Origin of the sequence: Streptomyces sp. NPDC004609 (assembly GCF_042873655.1) — a bacterium.
Classification (GTDB): domain Bacteria; phylum Actinomycetota; class Actinomycetes; order Streptomycetales; family Streptomycetaceae; genus Streptomyces.
The window spans coordinates 155,159-181,038 of sequence record NZ_JBIALS010000004.1; the positions used below are offsets into that span (position 1 = coordinate 155,159).

18 protein-coding genes and 1 pseudogene are annotated in these 25,880 nt (G+C 73.0%); 12 read left to right on the plus strand and 7 right to left on the minus strand.

What is annotated here, in order from left to right:
* The first annotated feature begins 124 nt into the window (after positions 1 to 124).
* From ACFYT4_RS05440 to ACFYT4_RS05460, 5 genes are all read left to right on the plus strand, one after another.
* A complete protein-coding gene (locus ACFYT4_RS05440) occupies positions 125 to 1,747 on the plus strand; it encodes a TIGR02677 family protein (protein ID WP_389265495.1) in 1,623 nt (540 codons plus the stop codon).
* The gene (locus tag ACFYT4_RS05445) at positions 1,744 to 3,069 is read left to right on the plus strand and encodes a TIGR02678 family protein (protein WP_389265497.1); all 1,326 of its coding nucleotides are present in this window, start codon (positions 1,744 to 1,746) and stop codon (positions 3,067 to 3,069) included. The genes ACFYT4_RS05440 and ACFYT4_RS05445 overlap by 4 nt, the downstream gene beginning before the upstream one ends.
* Positions 3,066 to 7,313: a TIGR02680 family protein gene (locus ACFYT4_RS05450; RefSeq protein WP_389265498.1), complete on the plus strand. Its 4,248-nt coding sequence runs from the start codon at positions 3,066 to 3,068 to the stop codon at positions 7,311 to 7,313. Before ACFYT4_RS05445 ends, ACFYT4_RS05450 begins: the two co-directional genes overlap by 4 nt.
* The gene (locus ACFYT4_RS05455; protein ID WP_389265500.1) at positions 7,310 to 8,581 is read left to right on the plus strand and encodes a TIGR02679 family protein; all 1,272 of its coding nucleotides are present in this window, start codon (positions 7,310 to 7,312) and stop codon (positions 8,579 to 8,581) included. Before ACFYT4_RS05450 ends, ACFYT4_RS05455 begins: the two co-directional genes overlap by 4 nt.
* A gap of 252 nt (positions 8,582 to 8,833) precedes the next feature.
* Positions 8,834 to 9,256: an SRPBCC family protein gene (locus ACFYT4_RS05460; RefSeq protein ID WP_389265502.1), complete on the plus strand. Its 423-nt coding sequence runs from the start codon at positions 8,834 to 8,836 to the stop codon at positions 9,254 to 9,256.
* A 361-nt stretch (positions 9,257 to 9,617) separates the two neighbouring features.
* Here the strand turns inward: ACFYT4_RS05460 and ACFYT4_RS05465 are convergent, their stop codons facing one another.
* Positions 9,618 to 10,199, minus strand: coding sequence for a hypothetical protein (locus ACFYT4_RS05465; RefSeq protein WP_389265503.1), 582 nt, complete (start codon positions 10,197 to 10,199; stop codon positions 9,618 to 9,620).
* Positions 10,200 to 11,103: 904 nt separating this feature from the next.
* Between ACFYT4_RS05465 and ACFYT4_RS05470 the strand changes: the two genes are divergently transcribed.
* Positions 11,104 to 12,336 carry a hypothetical protein gene (locus tag ACFYT4_RS05470; protein WP_389265505.1) on the plus strand — a complete coding sequence of 411 codons (1,233 nt, stop codon included), beginning with the start codon at positions 11,104 to 11,106 and terminating at the stop codon, positions 12,334 to 12,336.
* Positions 12,337 to 12,610: 274 nt separating this feature from the next.
* Here the strand turns inward: ACFYT4_RS05470 and ACFYT4_RS05475 are convergent, their stop codons facing one another.
* Both ACFYT4_RS05475 and ACFYT4_RS05480 read right to left on the minus strand, forming a co-directional pair.
* Positions 12,611 to 13,069 (minus strand): hypothetical protein, encoded by a 459-nt coding sequence (locus ACFYT4_RS05475; protein WP_389265507.1) that lies wholly within the window; start codon positions 13,067 to 13,069, stop codon positions 12,611 to 12,613.
* A gap of 215 nt (positions 13,070 to 13,284) precedes the next feature.
* The gene (locus ACFYT4_RS05480) at positions 13,285 to 14,715 is read right to left on the minus strand and encodes a hypothetical protein (RefSeq protein ID WP_389265509.1); all 1,431 of its coding nucleotides are present in this window, start codon (positions 14,713 to 14,715) and stop codon (positions 13,285 to 13,287) included.
* Positions 14,716 to 15,068: 353 nt separating this feature from the next.
* Between ACFYT4_RS05480 and ACFYT4_RS05485 the strand changes: the two genes are divergently transcribed.
* Positions 15,069 to 16,400, plus strand: a complete 1,332-nt coding sequence (locus ACFYT4_RS05485; RefSeq protein WP_389265512.1) for a chloride channel protein — start codon at positions 15,069 to 15,071, stop codon at positions 16,398 to 16,400.
* Between the two features lie 115 nt (positions 16,401 to 16,515).
* Here the strand turns inward: ACFYT4_RS05485 and ACFYT4_RS05490 are convergent, their stop codons facing one another.
* Together ACFYT4_RS05490 and ACFYT4_RS05495 are read right to left on the minus strand one after the other, a co-directional pair.
* Positions 16,516 to 17,202 (minus strand): SRPBCC family protein, encoded by a 687-nt coding sequence (locus tag ACFYT4_RS05490; RefSeq protein WP_389265514.1) that lies wholly within the window; start codon positions 17,200 to 17,202, stop codon positions 16,516 to 16,518.
* A gap of 185 nt (positions 17,203 to 17,387) precedes the next feature.
* Positions 17,388 to 17,711 (minus strand): annotated as a pseudogene (locus ACFYT4_RS05495) (ArsR/SmtB family transcription factor); the annotation flags it as partial.
* A 150-nt stretch (positions 17,712 to 17,861) separates the two neighbouring features.
* On the opposite strand from ACFYT4_RS05495, the gene ACFYT4_RS05500 reads away from it, so the two are divergent.
* From ACFYT4_RS05500 to ACFYT4_RS05510, 3 genes are all read left to right on the plus strand, one after another.
* A complete protein-coding gene (locus ACFYT4_RS05500) occupies positions 17,862 to 18,437 on the plus strand; it encodes a TerD family protein (RefSeq protein ID WP_389265516.1) in 576 nt (191 codons plus the stop codon).
* A 269-nt stretch (positions 18,438 to 18,706) separates the two neighbouring features.
* On the plus strand, positions 18,707 to 19,417 hold the full coding sequence (locus ACFYT4_RS05505; RefSeq protein ID WP_389265518.1) for a 4'-phosphopantetheinyl transferase family protein: 711 nt from the start codon (positions 18,707 to 18,709) through the stop codon (positions 19,415 to 19,417).
* Between the two features lie 190 nt (positions 19,418 to 19,607).
* On the plus strand, positions 19,608 to 19,910 hold the full coding sequence (locus tag ACFYT4_RS05510; RefSeq protein WP_389265772.1) for a DUF6191 domain-containing protein: 303 nt from the start codon (positions 19,608 to 19,610) through the stop codon (positions 19,908 to 19,910).
* Positions 19,911 to 20,110: 200 nt separating this feature from the next.
* Here ACFYT4_RS05510 and ACFYT4_RS05515 read toward each other — a convergent pair whose 3' ends face one another.
* Positions 20,111 to 20,938 (minus strand): class I SAM-dependent methyltransferase, encoded by an 828-nt coding sequence (locus ACFYT4_RS05515; protein WP_389265520.1) that lies wholly within the window; start codon positions 20,936 to 20,938, stop codon positions 20,111 to 20,113.
* Positions 20,939 to 21,008: 70 nt separating this feature from the next.
* Here ACFYT4_RS05515 and ACFYT4_RS05520 point away from each other — a divergent pair, with 70 nt between their 5' ends.
* Entirely contained in the window at positions 21,009 to 22,859 is a 1,851-nt protein-coding gene (locus ACFYT4_RS05520) for a prolyl oligopeptidase family serine peptidase (protein WP_389265523.1), read from the plus strand.
* A 21-nt stretch (positions 22,860 to 22,880) separates the two neighbouring features.
* A complete protein-coding gene (locus ACFYT4_RS05525; protein ID WP_389265524.1) occupies positions 22,881 to 23,633 on the plus strand; it encodes an SURF1 family protein in 753 nt (250 codons plus the stop codon).
* Positions 23,634 to 24,611: 978 nt separating this feature from the next.
* On the opposite strand, the gene ACFYT4_RS05530 is transcribed toward ACFYT4_RS05525, so the two are convergent.
* Complete coding sequence (locus ACFYT4_RS05530; RefSeq protein ID WP_389265526.1) at positions 24,612 to 25,841, minus strand: hypothetical protein; 1,230 nt, start codon at positions 25,839 to 25,841, stop codon at positions 24,612 to 24,614.
* Positions 25,842 to 25,880: the final 39 nt, after the last annotated feature.

Genomic DNA, 25,880 nt, shown 5'->3' on the forward strand with positions numbered 1-25,880 from the left:
TGTCGCACACGGAAGCGGTCGGTCCCGGTCGGCCGTCGGACACCAGGCCGTTGCCTGGCACACGTCCGGGGCGTTTTCGGCCGCACACCGGCGGCGCCCGGATGCGCCGCGTAACCTCACGGGCATGGGGGGATCCGCATCCGGCGCAGCTCAGGATGCCGGCGAGGAGGCGCGTCGGCGGCTGAACGCGTACACGTACCTCAGCGCGCCCGAGCGGCTGGAGCACGTCGCGATCATGCGGATCTTCTGTGGAACGCTGCTGGCGGATCTTGCCGTCCCGGACATCATGGCGAAGCTGCGCCAGGGTGGTGGTTCCGCCGCAGGGCTCGACGCCGACACCCTCACGGCCCGGCTGGAACAGCTGGTGCAGTGGGGAAACCTGCTGCGCAGCAGCCACACCGTGAAGGCGTCCAGCATCGGCGAGTACCAGCGTTCCCGCTCGCGCTACCAGCTGTCGAAGCTGGGCGAACGCATCCAGCGGGACGCCGACGGGGTCCTGTCCGAGGCCGACGCCGCCCGCGAGGTGAGCAACGAACTGCTGGCGCTGGTCGAGCGCGGACTGCGGGAGCTGGCCGACCTCGTGACCGCGCCGGGCGGCGTCGAGCCGCAGGACGGACTGGAGCGGATCAGCACGCTGTTCGTGCAGTTCACCGAGTTCGCGGACTCCACACGCGACTTCTACGCCTACCTCGGCCAGGTGCTGTCCCGCTACGACCTGGACAGCGCCGAGTACCAGGGCTTCAAGGAGCTGCTCCTGGACTACGTCGAGGCGATCACGGAGGACGTGGCGTTCCGCGCGCCCCGTATCTCGGGGGCACTGGACACCCTGTGGCCGCACGTGCCGGCCCTGCTGGACCGGCTGGACACCCATGCCCAGGGCCTTGCCGGGTTGTCTCCGCAGGGCGAGAACCGGATGGAGATCCGGGTCCAGCGCAGCCGGGGCCGCGAGCTCGCGGACTGGGAGGGCCTGCGCGGCTGGTTCAGCGACACCGACGGTCAGGGCAGTCAGGTCGACCAGCTGCGGGACGCCACCCTGCGCGCGTTGCAGTCGCTGCTCGCCAACGCCAAGCGGATGCTGCGGTCGGCCACCGGGGAGATGTCCCGGCGCAAGGATCTGCTGCGGCTGGCCCGCTGGTTCGACGAAGCGGCGCCGCAGGACGCACACGACATCGCCGTCGCCGCCTTCGGACTGTACGGCGCCCGTCATCTGGGCATACCCCCGGCCACCGACGAGGCGGTGCCCGCCTACACGAGTTGGTGGACCGGTCCGGTGGTCGAGGTACCGGTGGCCCTGCGGGAAAGGGGCAGTCGCGCCCAGCGGGGGCGGGCGTCCTCGGTGGAGGACCACTCCGCGCAGAAGCAGCGGCTGCGGGAGGCCGCCCGTCAGCGGGCGGCGGCCAGGGCTGCGGCGGCGGACGAACTGCGCAGCGCGTCCGGCCGGTTCGCCGAGGTACGCCTCACGTCGGCGGCGCTCGGGCTGCTCCTGGAGCTGCTGGCCACGGCGCTCGGAAACGCGCAGCTCAGCAGGCACGTCGGCACGGACGGGGAGAGGACGGCGGGCTTCGGCCTCGACGCGGCGAGCAGCGAGGACGCCGAGCTGGGTATCCGGCTCACCGTGCGCCGGACGGCGGGCACGCGGACGGCGCTGTACTCGGCCGACGGCGACCTGCTGCTGGACGATCTGGAGCTGGGCATCAGCCGTACCTCCGCCACGGCCGACGGCGAAACGGAGGCGAGCGTGTCATGACCCTCCCCTCGGCTCACGACGTGGCCCTGGCGGCCGAGCGCCGCACGGCCGCCCGGCTGCTGCTCGCCCACCCCCTGGTCGCGTCGGACGGCCCCCATGCCGACCTCTTCCCGCTGATCCGTCGGCACGCCGACTGGCTGGGCAAACGGTTCCAGCAGGTGCTCGGCTACCGCCTGCTGGTCGACAGCTCCTTCGCCCGGCTGTTCAAGGCGGGGCTGGGAGCGGGCTCGGGGCACCGGCTGGAGCGCTCCACCGGCACGCCCTTCACCCCGCACACGTACGCCTGCCTCGCGCTGGCGCTGTCCGTGCTGGTGACCGCGCCCGAGCAGATGCTGCTGTCGCAGCTGGTCGCCGACATCCGGGCCGCCGCGGCCGACGCGGGGATCGAGCTGGAGGAGACGGGCCGGGTGGCCGGAAAGCGGACCCTGGTCGCGGCTCTGCGCCGGCTGGTCGACTGGGGCGTGCTCATCGAGACCGAGGGCCATGTGGCCGCGATGGTGCAGGAGGCGGGCGGAGAGGCCCTGATCACGGTGGATCGGGAGCTGGCACGCGTGGTCGTCGCCGGCCCGCTCGCACAGGCCCGGGACGGCGCCGACCTGGTCCGGCGGGCAGCGGACCCGGGGTTCGGCGGACCGCGCACCTATGTGCGTCGGATGCTCGTCGAGACACCCGTCGTCCACCTCGACGAGCTGACCGACGCCGAGCGCGACTGGCTGCGCACCCGACAGCGCCGGGAAGCCCAGGCTTTCTCCGAACTCCTGGGCCTGGAGATGGAGATCCGGGCCGAGGGCGTGGCTCTGGTGGACCCCGAGGAGGAGCTGACGGATCTGCACCTGCCGGGCACCGGGACCGTCGCACAGGCCGCGCTGCTGCTGGCGGAACGGCTCGTGGAACAGCTTCGGCCGCAGGAGCCGGGGCATCCGGCGACCGGCGGGAGGCTCGTCACCGGGGTGGCCGTCCCGGACGGCCTGGTGGATGAGGTACTGGCCGGGCTGATCGCCGAGTACGGGCAGCGCGGCAACTGGCAACGCGGCTATCTGGAGGACCTTCCCTCCCTGCGAGAGGCCGTACTGGACCTGCTGGTCCGCATGCGGCTGATGGCCCGCGCCGGGCGGCTGCGCGCCGAGGGAGAGGGACTGCCGGAGGGATACGTCGAAGAGGCGCCGGAAGGACGCACGGTGACCGATGTCCATGGCGCACGGCCCGGCGGCAACGGCTGGGTGCTGCTGGCCGCAGCGGCCCGCTACGCCACCCACGTCACCGTGCGCCCGGCCACCGCGGCCGGCAAAGGCACGGACGTTCAAGAGGAGTTGCCGCTGTGACCACCGACGCGCGTGGCCTCGTTCCACCGCCGCGTTCCGGCCCCGCGACGACCGCCGGCGCCCGCTTCCGGCTGTACCGGGCGGGCATCCAGAACGTCTGGCAGTACGACGAGCAGGAGTTCTCCTTCGGCGACGGACGGCTGCTGCTGCGCGGCAAGAACGGCGCGGGCAAGTCCAAGGCCCTGGAGATGCTGCTCCCGTATCTTCTGGACGGCGATTCCCGGGCACTGGACGCGACGGGCACCGGCCGCACCACGCTCACCTGGCTGATGCTGGACGGGTTCGAGCAGACCAACCGCCTCGGGTACCTGTGGGTGGAGTTCCGGGGCACGGCCGACGACGGCGGTCACCGCCACCTGACGCTCGGTGCCGCCATCCGTGCCTCGAAGTCGACGCAGAAGGCGCTGCCGACGTTCTTCGTCACCCCGCTGCGGATCGGTGAGGACCTGCACCTGGTCGAGGCCGGTAAGCCGCTGCCGGTCGACCGGCTCAAGGAGATCGTCGGCTCCGACAACGCGACCGACCGTGCGGTCCTGCACCGCTCCCGTGTGGCCCGGGACCTGTTCGGCATCACCGACGCGACGCGCTACCGCAACCTCACCCAGCTCCTCCACCGGCTGCGGCGCCCGACGGTCGGGGACCGCATCGAACACGGGGGCCTGGCCTCCCTGCTCAGCGAGACCCTGCCGGGGCTCGACGAGGACGTGGTCGAGAAGGTGGCGCGCAACCTCCACGACCTCGACGCCGTACGGGACGAACTGGGCCGCCTGGAACGCACCGACGCGGCCTTGCGCACGTTCCTCACCAGTTACCGCGGCTACCTGGCCGGAGTCCTGCGCACCTCCGCGCGGAGTGTGAGCCACGAGCTGGGCGTCCTCGCGCAGCGGCGCCGGGCAGCCGGAGACGCCGCACAGCGGACGAGCGACCTGAGGACGCAGGAGGAGGAGTCGGAGGGCCGACTGGAGACCCTGCGCGAGGAGGAACAGGCCGCCCGGACCGACCTGGCCGCCCTGCACGCCAGTCACGCCTACCGCAGCCTGCGCGAACTGTCGGAGCGCCGCGGCACGGTGGAGGCGCTGCACACCGCCGCCGTGGCCGCGTTCACCACCCTGCGGAACGCACACGACGCGGAGGAGAGCTCGGCGGAGCGGCTGGCCGAAGGTGTCGAACACCTCGGAAGCCGGCTGGCCGAGCTGGGAACCGAACACCGGGAGCTGCTGACGCAGGCGGAGAAGGCCGGGCTTCCCACCGGCCATCTCGGCGAGGCGGTGGCCCTGCCGCGCACGGTTCTCGCCCAGGCCACCGCGACTGAGCTGACGACTCCGGACGGGGAGACGCGCACCGTACGGCACCGGTCGGTGGCCCGCGTGGACACGGTCACGACGCAGGAAGGGCTGCGGTCCTGGCAGAACCAGTTGGAGAACGCCGAGGCGGTCGCGAGAAACCGGGCCCGGATGGTTCAGGAGGTGACCCGCCTCATCTCACGGGCGGACGAGGCCCGGGCCGGGGCAGCTCAGGCCGATGGCGAGCGGGAACGGCTGGAGGGCGAGGCGGAGGAGGCCGCCGGCCATCTCGACGGCAGCCGCCAGAAGGTCGCCGAGGAGAGCGGCGCCTACGCCCGCCATGTCGCCGAGTGGGCGGCGCACACGCGGGCTGCGCTGGGTCCCGGCTGCCCGCCGCTGAACGCCGTCCACGCCTCGGTCGGCTGCGAGACCTCCGCCGACGCGCCGTTCGCGGACCGCACTCTGCCGCCCGACATCGACAGCCGGGCGTGGCGGATCGCCCAGGCCGTATGGGAGCCGTACGGCGAGGAACTCACCGGGCGCCGGGACGCCCTGGCACTCGGCGTCAGCCGGCTCGGCGAGGAAATCGACCGCCTGGCGGAGCAGAAGCGGGACTGGGAGCGACGTACCGACCCTGAGCCGCCGGCCCCGCACCATCGCGTCGCCGCGAGGGCGCCGGGCAGTGGAGCACCTTTCCACCGGCTTGTGGACTTCGCTGACGACCTGGCTCCGGCCGACCGGGCCGGTCTGGAAGGGGCGCTGGAGGCGAGTGGAATCCTGGACGCGTGGGTGGGTGCGCACGGCGTCCTTCTCGATCCGCGCACCCGGGACACCCTTCTCCAGCCGGGTCCCGTGCTGTCCGACGGGCCGACTCTCGCCTCGGCCCTGCGCCCGGCCCCTGAACCGGGTTGCGGCGTCACGTCCGAGCAGGTGGGGCGCTTGCTGGCCACCATCGCACTCGCACCGGCGCAGGAGACCTCCGCTCACAACGCGGTGTTCCACGACGGCAGTTGGCGTCTGGGCGTGCTCAGCGGCCGTCACGACAAGGGCGACACCGAGTACGTGGGCGCCGCCGTACGCGCCGGGACCCGGCGACGCATCCTCGCCGAGCTGGAGGAGCGGATCGCGCAGACGGAACAGCGGCTGGCCGACGTCCGCGAGGAACTCGCCGCAGCCGATGCCCTGCGCCGGGCTCTCACGCACGCGGAACGGGACTTCCCCAGGGCACGGAGTCTCGCTGACGCATGGAGCAGGACCGCATCGGCGGAGAGGACGCTGCGTGATCTGACCGCCAAGGCGACCCGGGCGGCACGGCTGGCCGAGGAGACCCGCGCTCTCGCGGTATCGGCGCGTGCCGAGGCGGATGCCACCGCGACCGCCCACGACCTGCCCGGCGACCCCGCCGCCCTGGACCGCGTACGCACCGCACTGGCTGCCCTGCTCAGCGGTGTCGGGCATCTGCGCAGGGCCGTCGGCGGCACGGGCGAGCGGCTCGGCGCGAACCGGGCCGATGCCGACCGGTACGGACGCGCCCGAGAGGGCCGCCTGGCCGCGGACGAGAGCTACCGGCTCCACCTCGCCGGACTGCGCACCGCTGAGCAGGACCTGCGCACCCGCGAGGAGGCCATCGGGTCGTCCGAGGAGGAGATCCTCGCCCGCGAGCAGGAGGCCAGGCAGCGCATCGCGAACGCCGTCCACGCCCTCCCCGCGGCACAGCGAACCCGCGACGAACTCCACGACCTGCGCGTGCGCGCGGAAGAGGACGAGAAGCGCCTGCGCGGGAACCTGGCGGACCAGGAGACGGCGGTCATCGACACCGGCAGCGCTCTTCGCGGTGCTCTCGGCCGACCCGAGGTGGTGCGCGGCGCCGGGCTGGACCGGTCCTCGCTGCCCGAGTACGTGTCGGACGATCCCGGCGCGGACGTCCGCAGCCGTCTGCGAGCACTGCGGGCCATCGCCGACGCCGTGGAACATGCCCTCGGCCGCCCGAAGGGCGATGTGTCGGACAGCACGCTGCTCAACCGCCACACCGAGCTGCGCGACCAACTGGTCGGCGGGTTCGACGCGCAACTGGAAGAACGCGACGGAATCAAGGTGTGCCGCCTGGCCGACGACCACGGGTCCCATGACGTCGCGGCCGTGGGCGAGCGGATCGCGCTCCAGGCCGCGGAGGCCCGGGGACGGCTCACCGAGCGCGAACGTGAGGTGTTCCAGCGGTTCCTGACCGGTGAGCTCGGCGACCACCTCTCGGCGCAGGTCATCACCGCGGCGAACCTGGTCGCGGCTCTCAACGACACCCTGCGGACCGTACGCACATCCCACGGTCTCGGTGTCGAGCTGCTGTGGAAGCTGGACGAGTCCGCAGTGGACGCAGACGCGGATGTGCGCGCGGCCGTCGAGCTGCTGCGCAGTCCGTCGAGCCTCAGGACGCGCGAGCAGACCGAACAGCTGCGCGAGGTACTGCAACGCCGGATCGAGGACGCCCGACGCGCCGACCCGTCAGCCGGTTACGCCGCCCATCTGCGGACCGCGCTGGACTACCGCGACTGGTTCCGTTTCCACACCTTCGTGGTCGAGGACGCGGCTCCAGGCCGCCGGCGGAGGCTGACCGGCCGGACCGGGCTCAGCCAGGGCGAGCAGCGGGTGCTCTCCTATCTCGTACTCTTCGCCGCGGCCGCCGCCCACTTCACCGGCCTCGCCGAGTCGGCACCGCACGCGCCGCGGCTGATCCTCCTGGACGACGCCTTCGCGAAGGTCGACGAACCCACCCATGGCCGGCTGGGCCGTATTCTCGTCGACCTCGATCTCGACTTCGTCCTCACCAGCGAGCGGCTCATGGGCAACTGGCCCGAGGTTCCGTCCCTGCACATCTACGAGTGCCTGCGTGATCCCCATGTGCGCGGGGTGGCCACCCTGCACTACACCTGGAACGGTCGGCACCGGCGTCTGGTGTCCGTATGAGCGGGCTGCCCTCCGCAACGCGCGACTGGCTGACGGGACCTGGGCTCACCCGGCTCTGGGAGGGGGTACGCACACGCCTGGAGAGCAACGGCGTACAGGCCACGGGTTCGCTCCGGCTGACCGCGGTGAACGCCCAGGAACGTAACGACCTGTCTCTCCTGCTGGGCAAACCCCTCACAGGTACCACCGTGACCGTACGGCTCGACGTGCTCGACGCACGGCTGCGTGCCTCGGCCGCCGCACTCGGCCTCAGGGAGACCCTGGAGGAACTCGGCCCGCCACTCACCGACCGCCGTGCCGCCCGCGCGGACGTGGCGGCACGGCGGGAGCAGGTGTGGTCGTCCCTCGCTTCGTCACTGGACGCCTCCCCGCTCGCCGACCGGGAATGGCCCCGGCAGTGGTACGACCTGTCGCGCCGTGCCGGCGTTCCGAGAGGAGTGAGGCCCGAAGCGGCGATAGGGACACTCCGGCAGGCGGTCCACGTCCTCACCGCTCTCCTCGGACCCGAGCGCAACGGCGCACGCGGCCGGGGAGAACTCGCCGCCATGGCGACCGGCTCCGCTCACGGCCTGGACGACGGCACCTGGCTCGCACGCCTCGTCCAACGCGGCGTCGCCCTCGCCCATGGCACCGAGTTCCCCGACGACGCGGCCGGTCGCCGCGCTCTGTGGCGGCTGGTGTCCGTCACGCCGGACGAGGTCTCCAGCACGGTGCTGGCCTACGGGCTGCGACCCGACGGCGAGGGCTGGCGGGAGCGGGCCCTACGGGAGCGGGCCGAGCATCACGCCGAAGCCCACCTCACACCGCGCGACCTGCACGTCCTGCGGCTGCGACTCCCCGCCGGAACGCTCATCCACATCTGTGAGAATCCGCGCGTGGTGGAAGCCGCGGCGGACGCGGCGTGCGTCCAGCCGCTCGTGTGCACGTCCGGCAGCGCCGCCACGGTGGTCCTCACGCTTCTCGACGCCCTCGCCGCCACGGGCTGCCGCTTCGCCTACCACGGCGACTTCGACTGGCCGGGGATCGCTCTGGCCAACCGGGTCATGCGCCGCTACGAAGCCTTGCCGTGGCGCATGGGCGCCGCGGACTACGAGCACCTCGCCGCTCGCAGTCAGGCTGAGGGCGTCCCCCAACTGGCGCTCGACGGACCGCCGGTCGGCGCGGACTGGGACCCGGATCTCGCCCCTGCCATGACCGCCCTCGGCGTCGCGCTTCATGAGGAGGCCACTCTCGAACTCCTGGTGGACGACCTGTCACACCAGGTGTAGGGACGCCGACGGTATGCCGTCTCGATGCGGACTCAGGGTTCCGGGAGCCGTCTGGGAGCCGACCCGCTCCCCGAGCCCCTTCGAGACCACCCGAGCAAAACGCCCTGACCAGGCACAGCAAACCACCCGGAGGGGAAACCGGCCCTGCTTCGTTGTGCGTGACGACGGCGGAGAGGTCCTGTCCACGTCGCGGTGTGAACCTGACCGATTCATTCAAGACGGCGGCGGCAGCGGCTTCGTACCGTCGCGGCCATGGAGACTACTGCTTCTGCCTCGCGGCATATCAGCACACCTATCGATCGCCCTGTCAAGGATGTCTACGACTATGCGTCGGACCCCGCCAACCTGCCGGAGTGGGCTCAGGGGCTGGGCAAGTCCATCAACAGGATCGATGGGCAATGGATCGCGGAGTCGTCTCCCATGGGGCGCGTCGTCGTTGCCTTCGCGCAAGGGAACGAGTTCGGTGTGCTCGATCACGATGTCACGTTGCCCTCGGGTGAGGTCGTCTACAACCCGATGCGAGTGATCGCCGACGGCACCGGGTGTGAGGTGGTGTTCACTCTCCGCCGACTGGCGTGGATGGATGACGAGCACTTTCAGCGTGATGCAGATGCCGTACTCGCCGACCTCACCGCACTCAAGAACGTGATGGAGCGCAGCGACCGGCCCGGGTGAGGAGTCGCCGACAAGCCGAACTCCAAGGGCCCGGGCTGCGGCCGGTCGCCGCCGCCCGGGACACGGACTCCGATGTGCGGTACGGGTTCACCGCCGAGGCCCCTGTGTCCGAGTGGGAGGGCCATGCGCCGGAACCCTTGACGGCCGGGCAGTTCGAGAGCGTCTGGCGCGCCGCCCGACGCCACCTCACGGCCAGCGCCTCGCGGAACCGGACCTTCCCCCTTCTCGGGATCGATGAGGGGGTGAATTCACCGGAGCCCGATTTCCCGGAGCCGGGAGCCCGATGCCCGATCCCCGGTGCCGGGAGCCCGATGCCCGGTGTTCCGGTCCGCCCGTGCTCCGGACGGCGGCCACGAGCACCTCACTCCGTCGTCAGGGAGCGGCGGTAGTCCCGGAGGGCGCCCTTGGCCCACAGGGGGATCAGGCGGGGGAGTTCGGTGTGGGGGACGCTGCCGCGGAGACAGCGGAGGGCGAGTTTGGAGAGGGAGTCCGCGGCCTCGTTGAGGGGGTGGCCCGCGTGGGCCTTTTCGTGGAGAAAGGTGAGGTGGGGGGTGTATTCGGCAAGCATCTGCAGTTTGACCAGGCTGGGTTGGGCGCCCCGGGAGCGGAGGTGGGTGTCGTAACCGTCGGGCATCTGGGAGCCGCCCTGTTGCCAGCGGCGGAGGAAGGTGAGCGCCTGGAGGTTGTCGACACGGGTTTCGACGGGGCGGCCGGGGTGGGCGCTCAGAACCGTGCTCAGGCCCCAGTAGACGGCGCGGAGTTCGGTCACCACCACTCGGGCGGAAGGGCGGGCGAGGTACGGAGGGTAGGCGTGGGCGCGGAGGCCGGTGTGGCCCGTGGTGGCGAGATAGCCGGAGGCGGCGAGGTCGGGGGTGACGGAGGCGTCCGTGGCCAGGACGATCGGGTCGGGGAGGCCGGGGACGCCCGGAACCTTGTGGTTCATGTACACCTGGCGCCGACGGTCCGTGGGGGGTCTGGAAGTGCGCGCGAGCGGGGATCGGCGGCCCATGGCGGACCTCCTCTTCCGTGGATGCGGACAAGGCTGTTGGGGACAAGTGTCCCGCTACCGCGCGGCAGTCAGGCGATGTTCACTGAAACCTTCCTACCGATTCCCCTGCCGTTCAGAGCCTCGGAGGAGTGAGCGGGCCGCTCCTCGCCGGGCCTCGGTCGTCACGAGGTCCGGTCGTGCCCACCCGTACTCCTCCTCCACCTGCGGCCACCCGGGCGACGCGGGCCGCTCGGGCGCCCGCGGCCACTCACACCCGGGGGCCGCACACAACCCGCGGACCGCTCGGACACCGAGAACCGAACGGCCCCCGGACCGCCCGGAGACCCGGGATCCCTCGGACACCCGGGACCGCTCCGGCGGCCGGGGCGCTTCCTGCTGCTCTCCCCGCAGCAGCACGGGGACCCCACGGCGCCGGCCCCGGAGCCCGGAGCGCGGGCGGCCCTGGACGTACGCCGACGCGGTGGTTCGCCGCGCCCGCCTTTCCCTGGGCGAGCGGTGCGCTGCCGGGCGTCGCCGCGATGGCCGAGGCGCCGCGGACGGGGGCCGGGACCGCGCCCGCCGCCGTCGGCGCCGCGCTCGCGGCCACCGTGCCGCTGATGTGACGGCGTACGCGCCCGGGGCAGGCATCTGGCCGTACTGGCGTCGTGACCCGTGCGGCCCGTGCATGACTCCCCGTCACACCGGAGGGACAGATTCCGTGTACGCCCAGCGCGGACAGCGCTGGACACCGGTGGCGGGCCGGTGCTCTCCTGGCTCGCCTGAAGGCCACTCACGCCCCTCCGACGGACAGCAGACACCCACGCCCCACGCATGCGCTCCCTCCCCCAGGAGACAGGACATGTCGAAGCCCGCGCCCAAGCTCCCGTCCGGGTTCTCGCCGAGAGGAATCGCGGTCACCGCGGTCACGGCGCTCGCGCTCACCGGTCTGTACGGCTCCCAGGCCGGGGCGGCTCCCACGGCTCCGGCCACCGGCGGCACCGGCGCCCGTACGGCCGACGGGCCCGCCGCCGGCGAGGGAGCCCGCATCGACGACGAGCCCGGCACCGGCAAGGGATCCCGTACCGGAACGGACACGGCCACGGGCGCGGACACGGGCGCGGACACGGGCGCGGGCGCGGACACGGGCGCGGGCGCGGGATCCGGTGCCGGCGACGAGTCCGCCGATACGGGGTCCGGCGCGCGGGAGGGCTGTGTCCTCAGGGCCTCCACCGCGCGTGTCCTCGCCCGCCTCGACCTGGACGCGGGCCGGCAGCCCGAGAACATCGCCGCCGAGCCGGGCGGTTCGGTCGTCGTCACCTTCGCGCACGCCCGCGCGCTCGCCCGCGTCGGCCCGGACGGGACCGTACGCGTCATCGCCACCGTGCCCGCGCCGCCCCCGGAGTCGGAGACGCCCGCGTTCGGGGAGCCCTTCCTCGGGGGTGTGGTCCGCGCGGACGACGGGACTCTCTATTTTCTGTACGCCACCGGGACGTCCGAACTCACCGGTGTCTGGCGGCTGTCACCCGGTGCGGCCGCCCCGCGCCGGGTCGCCCCCCTCCCCGCCGCTTCGCTGCCCAACGGCCTCGCCCTGGATTCCGCCGCGCGGCGGCTGTACGTCGCCGACTCCGTCGGCGGGACCGTCTGGCGCGTGCCCCTGGGCGGTGGGCCGGCCGAGCGCTGGAGCGACGACCCCGCGCTCGACCCGGCGCCCGGCGAGGGGTTCCTCGGCGCCAACGGCGTCAAGGTGCACAACGGTTCGGTCTGGGTCACCAACCACGACCGCGGTACGGTCCTGCGCCTGCCTCTCACCGGCGGCCGGGCGGGCGAGCCGCGGACCGTGGCCGACGGGCTCGGCGAGATCGACGATCTGCTGTTCCCCGGGCGCGGCGACGACTTCCTCGTCGCCCGGGTCACCGACAACCGCGTCGACCTCGTCCGCGAGGACGGCCGCCGTACGCCGGTGCTGACCGCGCGTCAGGGCCTTCAGAACCCCACGGCGCTGGCCCGCCACGGCTCGGCCGTCTACGTCGCCAGTTCCGCGGCGTACACGCTCACCGATCCGAACGTCCTGCGCGCGGACCTCTCCCGGTGACCGGTGACCGGTAGACCGGAAACCGGTCGCCAGCCGCCGGTAGCCGACTGCCGCTCGTCGACTGCCGGTCGCGCGGAGGAGCGGGACCGGCCCGCGCCACGGCCACCCGCGCCGGGCGACATCACGGAGCACGGGGTGGCCCACCGTCGCGTGGGCCCGCTCGGCACCTGGCCGGTCTCACCGGGTCGGCGACGGCGCCGCGAGTGCCCGGTCCACCACTGTGGACCGGGCACTCGGGTGCCGCTGCCGGCCGCCGGGCCGTGGGGACGACGGGTCAGACCAGGGCCTCCCGGCCGTTGGACCGGTAGACCGCCAGCGCCCAGATGATGAAGCCGTCGATCGCGATCATGATCACCGACCAGATCGGGAGGTACGGAAGGAACATGAACTGGGCGATGAGGCTGATGGCGGCGAAGAAGATGCCCGCGTACCGCGCCCAGGCCATGTTCTTCAGCACGCCCGCGCCGGTGATCACGAGACAGACGCCGATGACCAGGTGGATCCAGCCCCACCCGGTCAGGTTGATCCGGTAGACGTAGTCACCGACGACTCCGTACACGACGTCTTCCGCGATCGCGGCGATGCCCTGGAGGATGGCGAGCACACCGTTGCACAGCAGCAGGACGCCCGCGAACACGACCCCGCCCACCGCCCAGCCGCTGTTCTGGTCCCTGACAGGACCAGGGGTCGGCCTGGACTGCGGAGTCCCGGTCGGCTGAGATGCCTGGGTCATGGGGACTTCCCTTCTCGTCATCCCGTACGCCGGATGCGGACGGTGATTCGAGCCTCGGCTGCCCCGGGCCGCCCCGCCATCGGGACGGGGCGTTCGGGTGACGAGCCCTCCGCCGCGCCGGCCCCTGGTCACGATCACGGTGCACGGTCGCGGCCCCTGATCGCGGTCGCGGCACCTGGCCACGGTGCACGGTCGCGGTCCCGGCACGGTCCGGATCAAGGCCCGGGTCCGGGGTCGTGGCCCATCGGTGCGTGTTCCGGTGCGGCGCCCGGCCCAGGTGCCGCACCTGGGCCCGGTCCCGGTCCTGGCCCCGATCCCCGCGCGGGCCCCGCCTCCGGCGCCGGCTCCTCCAGGAACTCGACGACCGCCAGCGCGAAGAGCAGCGCCAGCGCCAGCCCGACGACCACCCACCCGGTGGGATGGCTCCACAGCAGATACGTCAGCAGGGCCAGCCCCACCAGCACCCAGGTGATCCAGTGGCGGTACCGGTGGGTCCACGGTCCGACGGGACCGGTCCGCAGACCGGCGCGGTCGGCCGCCGCGCGGGCTCCGGAAATCCCCGAGTGCCAGAACTGGCGTACGAAGACGGCCCGGTGGCCCCGGCCGGTCACCCACGCGGCGAACGCGACCACCAGGCCCAGCGCCACCACCATCCGTACCGTCGTCCGCATCAGCCGGACGAGCGCGTCGTACACGGCCCCGGCGGCGGGCTGGGAGACCCCGGCGGGCAGCGCGTCGAGATAGACGGCGCGGAAGACGGTCAGCCCGAGGCCGAGCAGCGCCGTCGCGAAGGCGACCCCGAGCGCGGCGGCGACGAGTGTACGGCGGCGGCGCGCGGCGAGGAGGATGCCGCCGGCGATGAGCACCAGCGTGAGGACGGGCAGCCAGAACCCGGAGAGCTGAAGCAGCCGGAAACCGGTCTTGACCTTGCTGATGTCGTCGGAGCGCACCAGCGTGATGTCGGTGTGGACCGCGGGGATCTTCCCCGCCACCGTGAGCCCGTCGGCCACCAGCCTCTGTTTGACCTGGTCGACGACCGGCCCCAGATCGAGCTGCACCGAGTTGTCGGTGAGCTGGATCGCCCCTCCGCCACTGCCGGTCAGGGCCTTGTCCACGGCGTCGTGGGCCTTGCGGTTGGCGTCCGTCCAAACGGTCTGGAAGGTGTCGGACGCGACGACGGCCTGCGCCTTGTCGTGGACGAAGCTCCTGACCGAATCCTCCAGCGAGCCGCCCAGCCTGCCGAGCGCGGTGGCCAGGCGGGGACGATCGGCCGGGGCCACGCCCGCCAGCAGGGAGTTCAGGTCGATGTGCGCCATGAGGGCGTCGGTCACCCGGTTGGCGACCGCGGACTGCACCGCCGGATCGGAGGCAAGCGGGGCGACCGTGGCGACATAGCGGTCGGTGTCGCCGACCTCCTGGGACGCCCACGCGGCGACGACGCCGAGCGGGGCGAACACACAGCCGACGACGATGAGCAGCGCGGAACAGAAGGAGCGGAAGCGGTGGTGGTGGGGCACGCGCCCGCCGCCCTCCAGTGCGGTGACCCGCTCCCGCAGGCGCGCGAGCTCTCCGTCGCTGTCACCGGCGCCTCCGCCCGCGCCGACGTCCGGGCCGACGTCCGGGCCCGGCCCCGGGCCGCCGGGCACCTCCGGCCCGGTTCCTTCCCCGCCGCGTCCGGTTCCTTCCCCACGGTGTCCAGGCCCTCCCCCACCCGGTCCGGCGCCTTCCTCACCTGGTCCCGTGCCTTTCCTGCCCGGTCCGGCTCCTTCCTCGCCCGGCCCGTGATCTCGATTCGCCTCGTCCGCCATGAGGGACACCTCCGCGCTGCCGGGATGCGCGGCTCGTGGCGCGCTCGCTGAAGCCAGCGAAACCGTGCCGGGCCCGGCGGGCGAGCCGCGCTGCCCCGTACGGGTGGACGGCGGGGCAGGGCCGGGCGCGTCCTCACCCGTTCGGACCTGCCCACGCGCAGAACGCCCACCGTGACCGTTGCATGGGGCACATGGCTGAGACGGTGCCGGGCGCGGCGAGCGACGCGACTCCCCTTCACGACATCCTCCGCAGCCGCGGCTACGTCAAACTGCTGCTGTTCTCGGCCCTCCTGGGCGTGCCCATCGCCCTCGCCTGCTTCCTCTTCGTGAGCCTGCAGCACTGGCTCCAGCACGGGGTGTGGGAGTCCCTGCCCCGCGCCGTCGGCTATGACGAGCCCCCCTGGTGGTGGGCGCTGCCCGCGCTGCTGCTCGCGGGTCTGCTGCTCGCGCCGATCGTCACCCGCGCCCCCGGCGGCGGCGGTCATGTGCCGGTGAAGGGGCTCGCCGGGCCGCCCAGCGGGCCCGCGGCGCTGCCGGGTGTCCTGCTCGCCGCGCTCTCGACGCTGCCGCTGGGTGTGGTGCTGGGGCCCGAGGCCCCTCTGATGGCGCTGGGCAGCGGGCTGGCGCTGCTGACCATACGGTCCGCGAAGCGCAGGGCCCATCCCCGGGCGGCGCTGGTCCTCGGAACGGCCGGCTCGACCACCGCGATCTCCACCATCCTGGGCGGGCCGCTGGTGGCCGCCGTGATGATGGTGGAGGCGGCCGGGCTCGCCGGGACGCAGCTGGTGGTCCTGCTGCTGCCCTGTCTGCTGGCCAGCGGGGTGGGCGGGCTGGTGTTCACGGGCTTCGGGGAGTGGACCGGTTTCACCATCGGGGCGCTCCAGTTGCCCGTCGTCCCGCCCAATGTCTCCCCGGATGCGGGCGACTTCCTGTGGGGGATCCCCCTGGCTGTGGTCATCGCGGTCGTGGTGACGGCCGCGCACCGCGTCGGTTATCTGACCGCGGAGTGGACCGGGCGGCGAACGGCTCTGCGCACGGTGGTGTGCGCCGTCGCCGTGGGCGTACTGATCACCGCGTACGCCCTGATCACCGGCCGCTCCCCCGCCGAGGCCGCGCTCTCCGGGCAGGCGACCCTGGGGGCGCTCGCCGCCGATCCGCAGGCCTGGTCGGTCGCCGCCCTCGTGGTACTCGTCCTGTGCAAGGGGCTGGCCTGGGGCATCAGCCTGGGCGCGCTGCGGGGCGGTCCGATCTTCCCGTCCGTCCTGCTCGGCGCGGCGATGGGGGTGGCCTGTTCGGGGCTGCCGGGGCTCGGTACGGCACCGGCCCTGGCACTCGGCATGGCGACCGCGACCGCGGTGGTCACCCGGCTGCCGGTCACCAGTGCCGTCCTGGTCGCCCTCCTCATGGGCGGGGACGCGGCGAACCAGATGCCGCTCATCGCCGTGTGCGCGGTCGTGGGGTTCGTCACCGCGCAACTGCTGGACCGGGGCGCGGCGGCGGGGCGCGGCACGGGTGGGGCGTGAGCGGGAGCCGAAGCCGCGGCGGCCCCGCCACCAGCGCCGACCCACGGCGGCGCGGGCCCGGGCTTCGGGCGACGGCCCCGCTTCGGGCATCGGCCTCCGGCTTCACGGGTCGGGGTCAGGCGCTGTCCGGCTTCTCCGACGGTTCCGAAGACTCCGAGGGCTGTGTCGGCTGTGTCGGCTCCGGTGCGTAGAAGGCCGTGGTACCCCGTACGGCCGCCGCGACGACGTCATCGGGCGCGCCGGACGCCGCGTACGCCTCACCCCACCGCTCACTGCTGCGGGTCATGCACTCCCGTGCCTCCTCGGACTCCTGCCACTGCGCCGGATCCTTGATCTCGCCACCGCGCAGATGCAGTCCGAGGCCGAGCGCCATCAGGTCCCAGCCCACGCCGACCGCGCCGGGACCGAACTGGTCCCACATCTCGGGCGGTACGACCGCGACGTGCTCCAGCTCGAACACGGTCCGGTCCTCACCCGCGGGCGTGACGCGGACCTCGACCTCGCTGAAGCCGGGGTTCGGGCCGAAGAGCCAGCTCACCCTGAGCCGCCTCGGGGGCTCGCACTCCAGGATCTCGCCGCCCGCGTTGCCCTCCAGCTGGTAGTGCCCGCCGAGCTTGAGATCGCCGCTGACCGGCAGGAACCAGCGGCTGATCCGCTCGGGGTCGGTGCAGGCGTCCCAGACGTCGTCGGCGGTGGCGTCGTACGTGCGCCGCAGCAGGACGGTACGGGCCTGCTCGTCCGCCACCGGGCGGGTTCCGACCTCACGGTGGATGCCGTTGATCTGATCGACGAAGTCACTCATCGCTGCTCCTCTGCTGCTGCGTCCTGCCGCTGATGCGGATGTTGCTGTTGTTGTTCCCGCTGCACTTGGCGTTCTTGTCGTTCTTGCTGTTGTTGCTGTTCATGCCGTTCCTGCTGCCGCTGCCGGGAGCCGGCCGGTGCGGGCGGCCCCGGCTGTCCGGGCCGGTCCGGCGGCACCGCCTCCCCGCGGCGCTCGCGTCTGCCGCGCGCCAGTTCGGTGCCGAGGGCGTCCAGGCGTTGCTCCCAGAGGCCCCGGAACCGGTCCAGCCAGAGGTCGACCTCGCGCAGCGGCCCGGCGTCGACGGCGTAGAGCCGCCGGGTGCCCTCGGCCCGCACGGAGGCGAACCCCGACTCCCGCAGCACCCTCAGATGCTGGGAGACGGCGGGCTGCGAGATCCCGAACTCCGACTGGATCACCGCGCCGAGCGCGCCCGACGGCTGCTCGCCCTCGGCGAGCAGCTCCAATATCCGGCGTCGCACCGGATCCCCGAGAACATCGAATGCGTGCACATCCCTACTATGCAGTCTGCGCTTATATAAGTCAAAACTTAGATATTGCTTTCCGGGATCGGGAACCGGAGTCGTGGGAGGCTCGTTGTCCTCAGTGGGCAAACGAAACGTCAAAGGCGCGGCCCGCGCCGGATTGCGCAGGGGATTTCCATGGGTGTCAGCCTGTCCAAGGGCGGCAATGTCTCGCTCAGCAAGGAGGCCCCGGGCCTGTCTGCGGTAGTCGTGGGCCTGGGCTGGGACGTTCGCAGCACCACCGGTACCGACTTCGACCTGGACGCCAGCGCCCTGCTGGTGGATGGCAACGGCAAGGTGCTCAGCGACCAGCATTTCGTCTTCTTCAACAACCTGAAGAGCCCCGACGCCTCCGTCGAGCACACCGGTGACAACCTCACCGGTGAGGGCGAGGGCGACGACGAGCAGATCAAGGTGAATCTGTCGGGCGTGCCTGCCGACGTCGACAAGATCGTCTTCCCGGTCTCCATCCACGAGGGCGAGAGCCGCGGCCAGTCCTTCGGCCAGGTGCGCAACGCGTTCATCCGCGTCGTCAACCAGGCCGGCGGCGCCGAGCTCGCGCGCTACGACCTGAGCGAGGACGCCTCGACCGAGACCGCGATGGTCTTCGGCGAGCTGTACCGCAACGGCGCGGAGTGGAAGTTCCGCGCGGTGGGCCAGGGTTACGCCTCGGGTCTGCGCGGCATCGCGCAGGACTTCGGCGTCAACATCTGAGCGGTGCCCGAGCGGCATCCGAGCGCCCCTCACAGGGCCTCACGGCGCGTCACCAGGGCCGCGTTCCGGCCCTGGTGACGTGCCTGCCGTGGGCCGAGGGCCTCTCCGAAAGCCCAGGTCCTCGGCGCGCGCGGACGGTGTACGGCGAGGGCCCGGCTCCCGGTTGGGGCCGGGCCCTCGCCCGTATCCCCCGCCGCCTCCGTACCTCGTGCGCGGTTCGCTCCGCCGTACCCTCCCGTCCCGCCGACCCACCGGAAGGGCACTGACCCATGGCTCCCGAGACCTCCGCCGGATCCGGCTCCCTCCGCGGCCCCGAAGGCGGTGCGCCGTCCCCGCCGCCGGGAGTGGAGCTGCTGTGGACCGGCCGGGTGGCCGAGCACGCCGGGGACGCGATGGCCCACCGCCGCCTCCTCGACGCGGAGGAGTCCGCCCGCCTCGACGCCTTCCACCGTCCCGCCGACAGGGAAGCCTTCGCGGTGGCGCATGTCGCCCTGCGCCGACTCCTCGGCGCCCGGCTCGGACGGGCACCCGAGGCCGTCGCACTGGCCCGTGAACCGTGCGGCCACTGCGGCGGACCGCACGGACGGCCCGTCGTCCCCGGCACCCCGGTGCACTTCTCGCTCTCGCACACCAGCAGTACGGGGTCCGGCCTGGTGCTGATCGCTCTCGCCCCCGGCCGGGTCGGGGTGGATGTCGAAGCGGTCCCCCGCGAGAGCACGATCGCCGATGTCGCGCCCCAGCTGCACCCCCGGGAGCGTACGGAACTGGCGGCGCTGCCCGCGGCCGACCGCCCTCTCGCCTTCACCCGCTGCTGGACCCGCAAGGAATCCCTGCTCAAGGCGGCCGGTGTCGGCCTGGGCGGCGGGCTCTCCCTCACCTATGCGGGCACCGGCCCCCACCCGGCCACGGACACCGGCTGGTCCCTCAGCGATCTGCCGGTCGACCCGGGTTACGCGGCGGCCGTCGCGGTACGACCCTGAGCAGACACCCCTGGAGCGGGAATCAGACACCCTCTGAGGCGGGAACTGACGCCGTTCGGGCGCCGGCCGGTGCCGCACGAACGACCGATGCCGTACGAAAAGGGGGCAGCCTCCGCATGTCCCCCCGGCCCCTCGCCCTCTCAGCCCGCGGCGCTGGCCGACCCGGCCGCTCGTGGCGGAGACTGACGGCATGGAGTTCATCGTCTTCATGACGCTGCCCGGACTGGTCATCCTGCTGACGGTCATCGCCTTCGGCGACCAGCTGCTGCGCGCGACGGGCCGCGGCAGGAGGACCGGACAGGTGTCCTCCACCGGCTTCGAGCAGTTGCACGCGACCTTCTCCCCGGGCAAGCAGAGCGAGCTGAAAGAACGTCAGATTGCGTTGCTGCTGAAGGACGACGACGAGGACGGCGCCCCGCCGAACCGCTCGACGGTGGATCTGGACGGGGGCCGGGCGGTGGTGCGGCTCCCGAGGACACCGGAAGACCGGTGACGGGACCGGACAGCCGCCCCGGGCCGCCGGCCACTGGCCGCTCACGGCTCACGGCAGGCGGCTGACGGCCCGCCGCCGCCGGCTGCCGCGCCGAGACGCCGCGTACCACCGGGCCGACGCCCCACAGGACCCGGGCTCGGGAACACGGGCCCCGGGAACAGGTCCGGCACCGGCGGCGGGCGCGGGTCGGCCCGCCGGTGTCAGGCGCGCGTCGCCTTGAGCGAGTACATCAGCGGGATCCGGGGCCGGTCCGCCGGAAAGCGGTAGAAGCCGTCGTCGTGCCGGGTGAGTGTGTCGAAGCGCCCGAACAGCGAGACATCGTGCTCGTGCAGAAAGTCCAGCCGCAGGCCCGCCGCGACGATCGCGGAGACCACCTCGCCGATGGGGTGCTGCCACTCCACCGTGCGGTTGTGGCGGGTTTCGGCGTCCCGGTCGGCGTAGGTGCCGGGTATCTCCTCCACCCACGCGTCACGCGAGAAGTAGTCGTGCACCACCGCCGAGCCGGTCTCGTCGTCGAGGACATCGGTCAGCGGGTGGAACTCCGCGAGGTAGAGGAAGCCGCCCGGGGCGACCAGCGAGGCCGCGGTCTCGGCCCAGCGGGTGATGTCCGGAAGCCAGTTCAGCGCGCCGACGCCCGTGTAGACGATGTCGTACGAGGAGTCGGGGACCGCCTCGGCCGCGTCGTACACGTCGGCGGCCACGAACGCCGCACGGTCCGGTCCGAATCCGAGTTCCGCGGCGAGCGACCGCGCGCTCTCCACGGCCGGTTCGGAGAAGTCGAGCCCGACGACCTGCGCGGCACCGCGACGGGCCCAGGACAGGGTGTCCAGGCCGATGTGGCACTGGAGGTGGAGCAGCTTACGCCCCTCGACGCCACCGACCTCCGCGATCTCGAAGTCGCGCAGGGCGTCCTTGCCGGAGCGGAAGGAGCCGAGGTCGTAGAAGTCGCTCGCCATATGGATGGGGACGCGTTCGTCCCAGTTGGAGCGGTTGGCGTCACGCCAGTCCGCGGGCGTTGGTATGTACATGGATCCGAAGTTATCCACAGGCTGCGGACGACGCGAACGGATTGTCGTGAGTCCGGCGCAGAATGGGGTCATGACTGAGATCACCGACTCGACGCCCGACTGGGAGAGGCGCTTTCGCGCACCCCGCGTCTCCCTCCCCGACTGGGCGGAGGACGCCCCCGCCCGTTCGCTCTTCGTGTCCAACGCCACGGGGACGTACGAGCTGTACGCATGGGATCGCGCCACCGGCGCCCAGCGACAGGTCACCGACCGGCCGAACGGCACGACGGACGGGGTGCTGTCGCCCGACGGCGCGTCGATCTGGTGGTTCTCGGACACGGACGGGGACGAGTTCGGAATATGGATGAAGCAGCCGTTCGGCGGCGGGGAGGACGTGCCCGCCGTGCCCGGACTCGCGCCCGCCTATCCGGCGGGCCTCGCGATCGGCCGGGGCGGTGTCTGTGCGGTCGGCCGGTCCACGGAGGACGACGGGACGACGATCCACTTCGTGGGGCCCGGTGAGGATGCCGTGCCCGTGGAGATCTACCGCCACCGCCAGTCCGCGGGCGTCGGCGATCTGTCCCGGGACGGGACGCTGATCGCGATCGAGCACACCGAGCACGGGGACGCGATGCACTCCGCGCTGCGTGTCGTCGGCCTCGACGGCGCCACGGTGGCGGAGCTGGACGACACCGCGGCGGGGACCGAGGAGCTGGGGCTCGAAGTCCTCGGATTCGCGCCCGTGGAGGGTGACACCCGGCTGCTCGTGGGCCATCAGCGCAAGGGCCGCTGGGAGCCGATGATCTGGGATCCCGCCACGGGCGAGGAGACCGCTCTCGCGATCGACCTGCCGGGCGATGTGATCGCCGAGTGGTATCCGGACGGTTCGGGGCTGCTGGTCGCGCACAGCTTCAAGGCGCGCGGGGAGCTGTGGCGGTACGACCTGGCGACGGGCGTGCTGACCCCGATCGAGACCCCGGCCGGTTCGGTCTCGGGCGCGACGGCCAGGCCCGGCGGAGAGGTGGAGTACCTCTGGTCGTCGGCGGCGCTCCCGCCGCAGGTGCGTTCGACGGCGGGCGGTGTCGTTCTCGATCCGCCCGGAGCGAAGGCGCCGGAGTCGGTTCCGGTCGAGGACGCGTGGGTGGAGGGCCCCGGAGGGCTGGTGCACGCGCTGGTGCAGCGGCCCCCGGGCGCGAGCGGCCCGCTGCCGACCGTCTTCGAGATCCACGGCGGCCCGACCTGGCACGACAGCGACTCCTTCGCGGCGGGCCCCGCCGCATGGGTCGACCACGGCTACGCGGTCGTCCGGGTCAACTACCGCGGCTCGACCGGTTACGGACGCGCCTGGACGGACGCGCTCAAGCACCGGGTCGGACTGATCGAGCTGGAGGACATCGCGGCGGTCCGCGCCTGGGCGGTGGAGTCCGGTCTCGCCGACCCGGAGAAGCTGATCCTGGCGGGAGGCTCCTGGGGCGGTTATCTGACCCTCCTCGGCCTCGGCACCCAGCCGGACGACTGGGCGCTCGGGCTCGCCGCGGTCCCGGTCGCGGACTACGTCACCGCGTACCACGACGAGATCGAGGCCCTCAAGGCGATGGACCGCACCCTCCTGGGCGGGACACCGGAGGAGGTCCCGGAGCGCTTCGAGGCGTCCTCTCCGCTGACGTACGTGGACGCGGTCCGGGCGCCCGTCTACATCTCCGCCGGCGTCAACGACCCGCGCTGCCCCATCCGCCAGGTGGAGAACTATGTGGACCGGCTCGCGGCCCGTGGCGCCGTCCACGAGGTCTACCGGTACGACGCGGGGCACGGATCCCTGGTGGTGGAGGAGCGGATCAAGCAGGTCGCCAAGGAGATCGCCTTCGCCGCGGCCCATCTGGGAGCGCCCCGCGGCACGTCCGCCGCGGCGGCGGGAGAGGGGGGCGGACCGGAGGCGCCGTGACGCGTTCCGTACCGTGGAGGGGTGTACCGGTTCCTGCTGACGCCCCGCTGGTGGGGGATCAATGTCTTCGTCCTGCTGGCGGTCCCCCTGTGCGCCTTCATGGGGACCTGGCAGCTCGGACGGTTCGAGGACCGCGTCGACACCCAGCGGGCGGCCGAGCGGGCGCCCACGGCCGACGAGCGCAGGCCCACGCCCCTGGACGAGCTGCTCCCCGTCGACAAGGAGACATCCGGCCGGACCGCGACGGCCACCGGGCAATACAGCGAGCAGTTCCTCGTCCCCGATCGCGAGCTGGACGGAAAGCGCGGCTCCTATGTGCTGACCCTCCTCAAGACCGACGGCGGCCGGACGCTCCCCGTGGTCCGCGGCTGGCTCGCCGAGGGCAGCCCGGCGCCCTCGGCACCCGCCGGTGAGGTCACGGTGACGGGCGCGCTCCAGGCGTCCGAGACCGTGAGCACCGACGGGGTGCACACGGCGGGCGGGCTGCCGAGCGGCCAGCTGGGGATGATCAGCGCGGCGTCGCTGGTCAACCTGGTACCGGACCAGGTGTACGACGCATGGGTCACCCTCGCCGACGCGGACACCGGTCTGGTGCCGGTGCCCGCGTCCCTCCCCGAGGGCACCGGCCTCGACCTGAAGGCGTTCCAGAACCTCGGCTACTCCGGCGAGTGGTTCGCGGGTGTCGCCTTCATCCTGTTCATGTGGTTCCGCCTCGTACGTCGCGAGCGGGAGGCGGTCAGGGACCGCGAGCTGGGCCTGGCCCCCACCCCCTGAATCCCGGGCCCCACGCCGGCTCCCCGACCCCCGGGGCCCGCGCCACCCCGGTCCGTCCGCGACCGGCCCTCGGCCCGGCTGCACGCCCGTCCCGCGGACCTTCGTCGACCGCGGCGGCCGATCCCGCCCGCACCGCACTCGGGCCATACCGGGCCCGGCTCCCGGGAGGCGGACGAAGCCGTACGCGGTGCGGCGCATCCACTGCGGATGTCATGCCCGGGGTCCCACGCCCCGGCCCGGGCGCAGGCCCGGGCAGGGCAGGCCCGGGCAGGGCAGGCCCGGCCCAGGCCGGGGCAGGGGCAGACGCGGGCGAGGTGGGCCAGGGCAGGCAGGGCGGGCCCGTTGTCCAGGCGGGCCAGAGCAGGGCAGGCCAGCGCAGGGCGGGTGCAGGCCCGGGCGGGCCAGCACAGGGCGGGCCCGAGGTCCGAGTCGGCGTGGCGCTGTCACCGTGGGCCGTCCGGCCGGGCCCGGTGGCCCGGGGCCGACCCCGCGCGCATGGCCACCCGGTGCTCGCTCCCCTATATGGCCGGCCGCACCCGGGCGCACCGCGCGCAGGGCCACCCCGCCCATGATCCGGCGGGGCGCCGGGGGCTCCGGAGCAAACCGGCACCCAGGGCTCGGCACCCGAGGTCCGAGGTTCGGGGTCGGCAACCGGGGTTCGGGGTCCGGCACCCGAGGCCCAAGGACCGAGCGGGGTCTGGGGCCCGGGCCCGAGGTCCGGCACCCCAGGTCCGGGGTCTGGCAACCGAGGCCCGAGGTCGGGCACCCCAGGTCCGGGGTCTGGCAACCGAGGCCCGAGGTCGGGCACCCGGGGTCTGGGGGTCTGGGATCCGGGGTCTGGGATCCGGGGTCCGGGGTCTGGGGCCGGAGGGCCGGGAGGTGGCAACCGAAGCCGTCGCGCGAGGCCCGGATTCAGGTGGCCGGGTCGTTTCGCGTGTGCTGGGGTCCGTCCCCGTGCCGTCGCGGCCGGGGCGCGGGTCAGCCGGTCAGGACGCCCGTGCGGTAGATCGTGCCGGCGCAGGCGTTCGGGATGACGGTCTCCGCGCTGGGGGCGCCGGGCTCGGCCGTGTGGGTGACCGAGACACTGCCGTCGGACGGCGTGTTCTCGGCGGTGCCGAGCTGGGGCTGGGGATTGCCGGGAGCGGAGCCGTTGGTGCCGCTGACGCTGCCCGAGGTGTTGCCGGCCGAGGTGGACGGCTCGGGGGACGGGCCACCGGTCGGACAGGTCTCCTTCGGCACCCAGGCGAATCTGACCTCGTACACCGAGTCCGGCTTCAGCAGCAGCGCCGCCGCCTCCTGCGAGGGATCGGGCAGCCCGGTGGCGGCGTCGCCCGGCGCGTGGTCGACCACATTGATCTTGGAGGCGTCGGCCGCGCCCTGTGCCTGGAAGCCGATCTTGCCGCTCCCGTTGACCGCGCATTCGGTGGCGGAGACATTGGCGACCCGGAAGGCCCCGTAGACCTTACCCTCGGCGTCCGGCTTGGCCGCCTGCGCGGAGGTGACCCCGAGTTGCTCGGCGGCGCAGACCGGGGAGTCCGGGGCCGCGGTGCCGGGCGGTACGGCCGAGCCGCCCGTACCGCTGTCGCCGGTGCCCGTGCCGGAGGGCCCGCCGGGCGACCGGCTCGCGCTGCCCGGCCCGCTCCCGGTCTCCGCGTCCTCGGTGGGACCTCCCTCGCCGTGACCGCCGGAGGATTCCGTCTCGTCTCCCGTGCTGCCCTGGGAATGCTTGCCGTGCCCCGCGTTGACCGTGCTGGTGCTGTCGCCGCCGCCGGAGTTCGCCACATGGACGAACGCGGGGACGCCCGTCCCCATCAGCAGAACCGCCGCGGCCACGCCGATCAGTGCCTGGCGCTTGCGGGCCCTGCGGGCGGGAACCGCCCTGCGCAGATGGTCGAGGGAACCTTCGGACGGCCGGATGTCCTCCACCGCGCCCCGGAACAGCCGGCGCAGCTCCTGCTCCTCCGAGCCGAACCCCTCGTCGCCGAACCCGCCGAACCCGGCGAACCCCCCAGGGCCGCCGTGGCCGCCGTCGCCCCCGCGGCCCCCGTCCCCGGAACCGCCCGATCCCGCCGTACGCGATCCCGCCGAAGACTCCGGTCCCGCGGAAGACTCCGGTCCCGTCGAGCCGCCCGGTTCGCCGTCCCGTCCCTTCGGCCCGTCAGGCCCCGCGCCGGGGCCGTTCCCTTCGTTCTCCGGCCCGTTGTTCACAATTCCGTTCCCAGTCCGGTCGTCAAACGGCCCGTCCGG

Coding starts and splice junctions, on each gene's coding strand:
- ACFYT4_RS05440 (WP_389265495.1), top strand. CDS start 125: ATGGGGGGATCCGCATCCGGCGCAGCTCAGGATGCCGGCGAGGAGGCG.
- ACFYT4_RS05445 (WP_389265497.1), top strand. CDS start 1,744: ATGACCCTCCCCTCGGCTCACGACGTGGCCCTGGCGGCCGAGCGCCGC.
- ACFYT4_RS05455 (WP_389265500.1), top strand. CDS start 7,310: ATGAGCGGGCTGCCCTCCGCAACGCGCGACTGGCTGACGGGACCTGGG.
- ACFYT4_RS05460 (WP_389265502.1), top strand. CDS start 8,834: ATGGAGACTACTGCTTCTGCCTCGCGGCATATCAGCACACCTATCGAT.
- ACFYT4_RS05465 (WP_389265503.1), bottom strand. CDS start 10,199: ATGAACCACAAGGTTCCGGGCGTCCCCGGCCTCCCCGACCCGATCGTC.
- ACFYT4_RS05470 (WP_389265505.1), top strand. CDS start 11,104: ATGTCGAAGCCCGCGCCCAAGCTCCCGTCCGGGTTCTCGCCGAGAGGA.
- ACFYT4_RS05475 (WP_389265507.1), bottom strand. CDS start 13,069: ATGACCCAGGCATCTCAGCCGACCGGGACTCCGCAGTCCAGGCCGACC.
- ACFYT4_RS05485 (WP_389265512.1), top strand. CDS start 15,069: ATGGCTGAGACGGTGCCGGGCGCGGCGAGCGACGCGACTCCCCTTCAC.
- ACFYT4_RS05490 (WP_389265514.1), bottom strand. CDS start 17,202: ATGAGTGACTTCGTCGATCAGATCAACGGCATCCACCGTGAGGTCGGA.
- ACFYT4_RS05500 (WP_389265516.1), top strand. CDS start 17,862: ATGGGTGTCAGCCTGTCCAAGGGCGGCAATGTCTCGCTCAGCAAGGAG.
- ACFYT4_RS05505 (WP_389265518.1), top strand. CDS start 18,707: ATGGCTCCCGAGACCTCCGCCGGATCCGGCTCCCTCCGCGGCCCCGAA.
- ACFYT4_RS05510 (WP_389265772.1), top strand. CDS start 19,608: ATGGAGTTCATCGTCTTCATGACGCTGCCCGGACTGGTCATCCTGCTG.
- ACFYT4_RS05515 (WP_389265520.1), bottom strand. CDS start 20,938: ATGTACATACCAACGCCCGCGGACTGGCGTGACGCCAACCGCTCCAAC.
- ACFYT4_RS05520 (WP_389265523.1), top strand. CDS start 21,009: ATGACTGAGATCACCGACTCGACGCCCGACTGGGAGAGGCGCTTTCGC.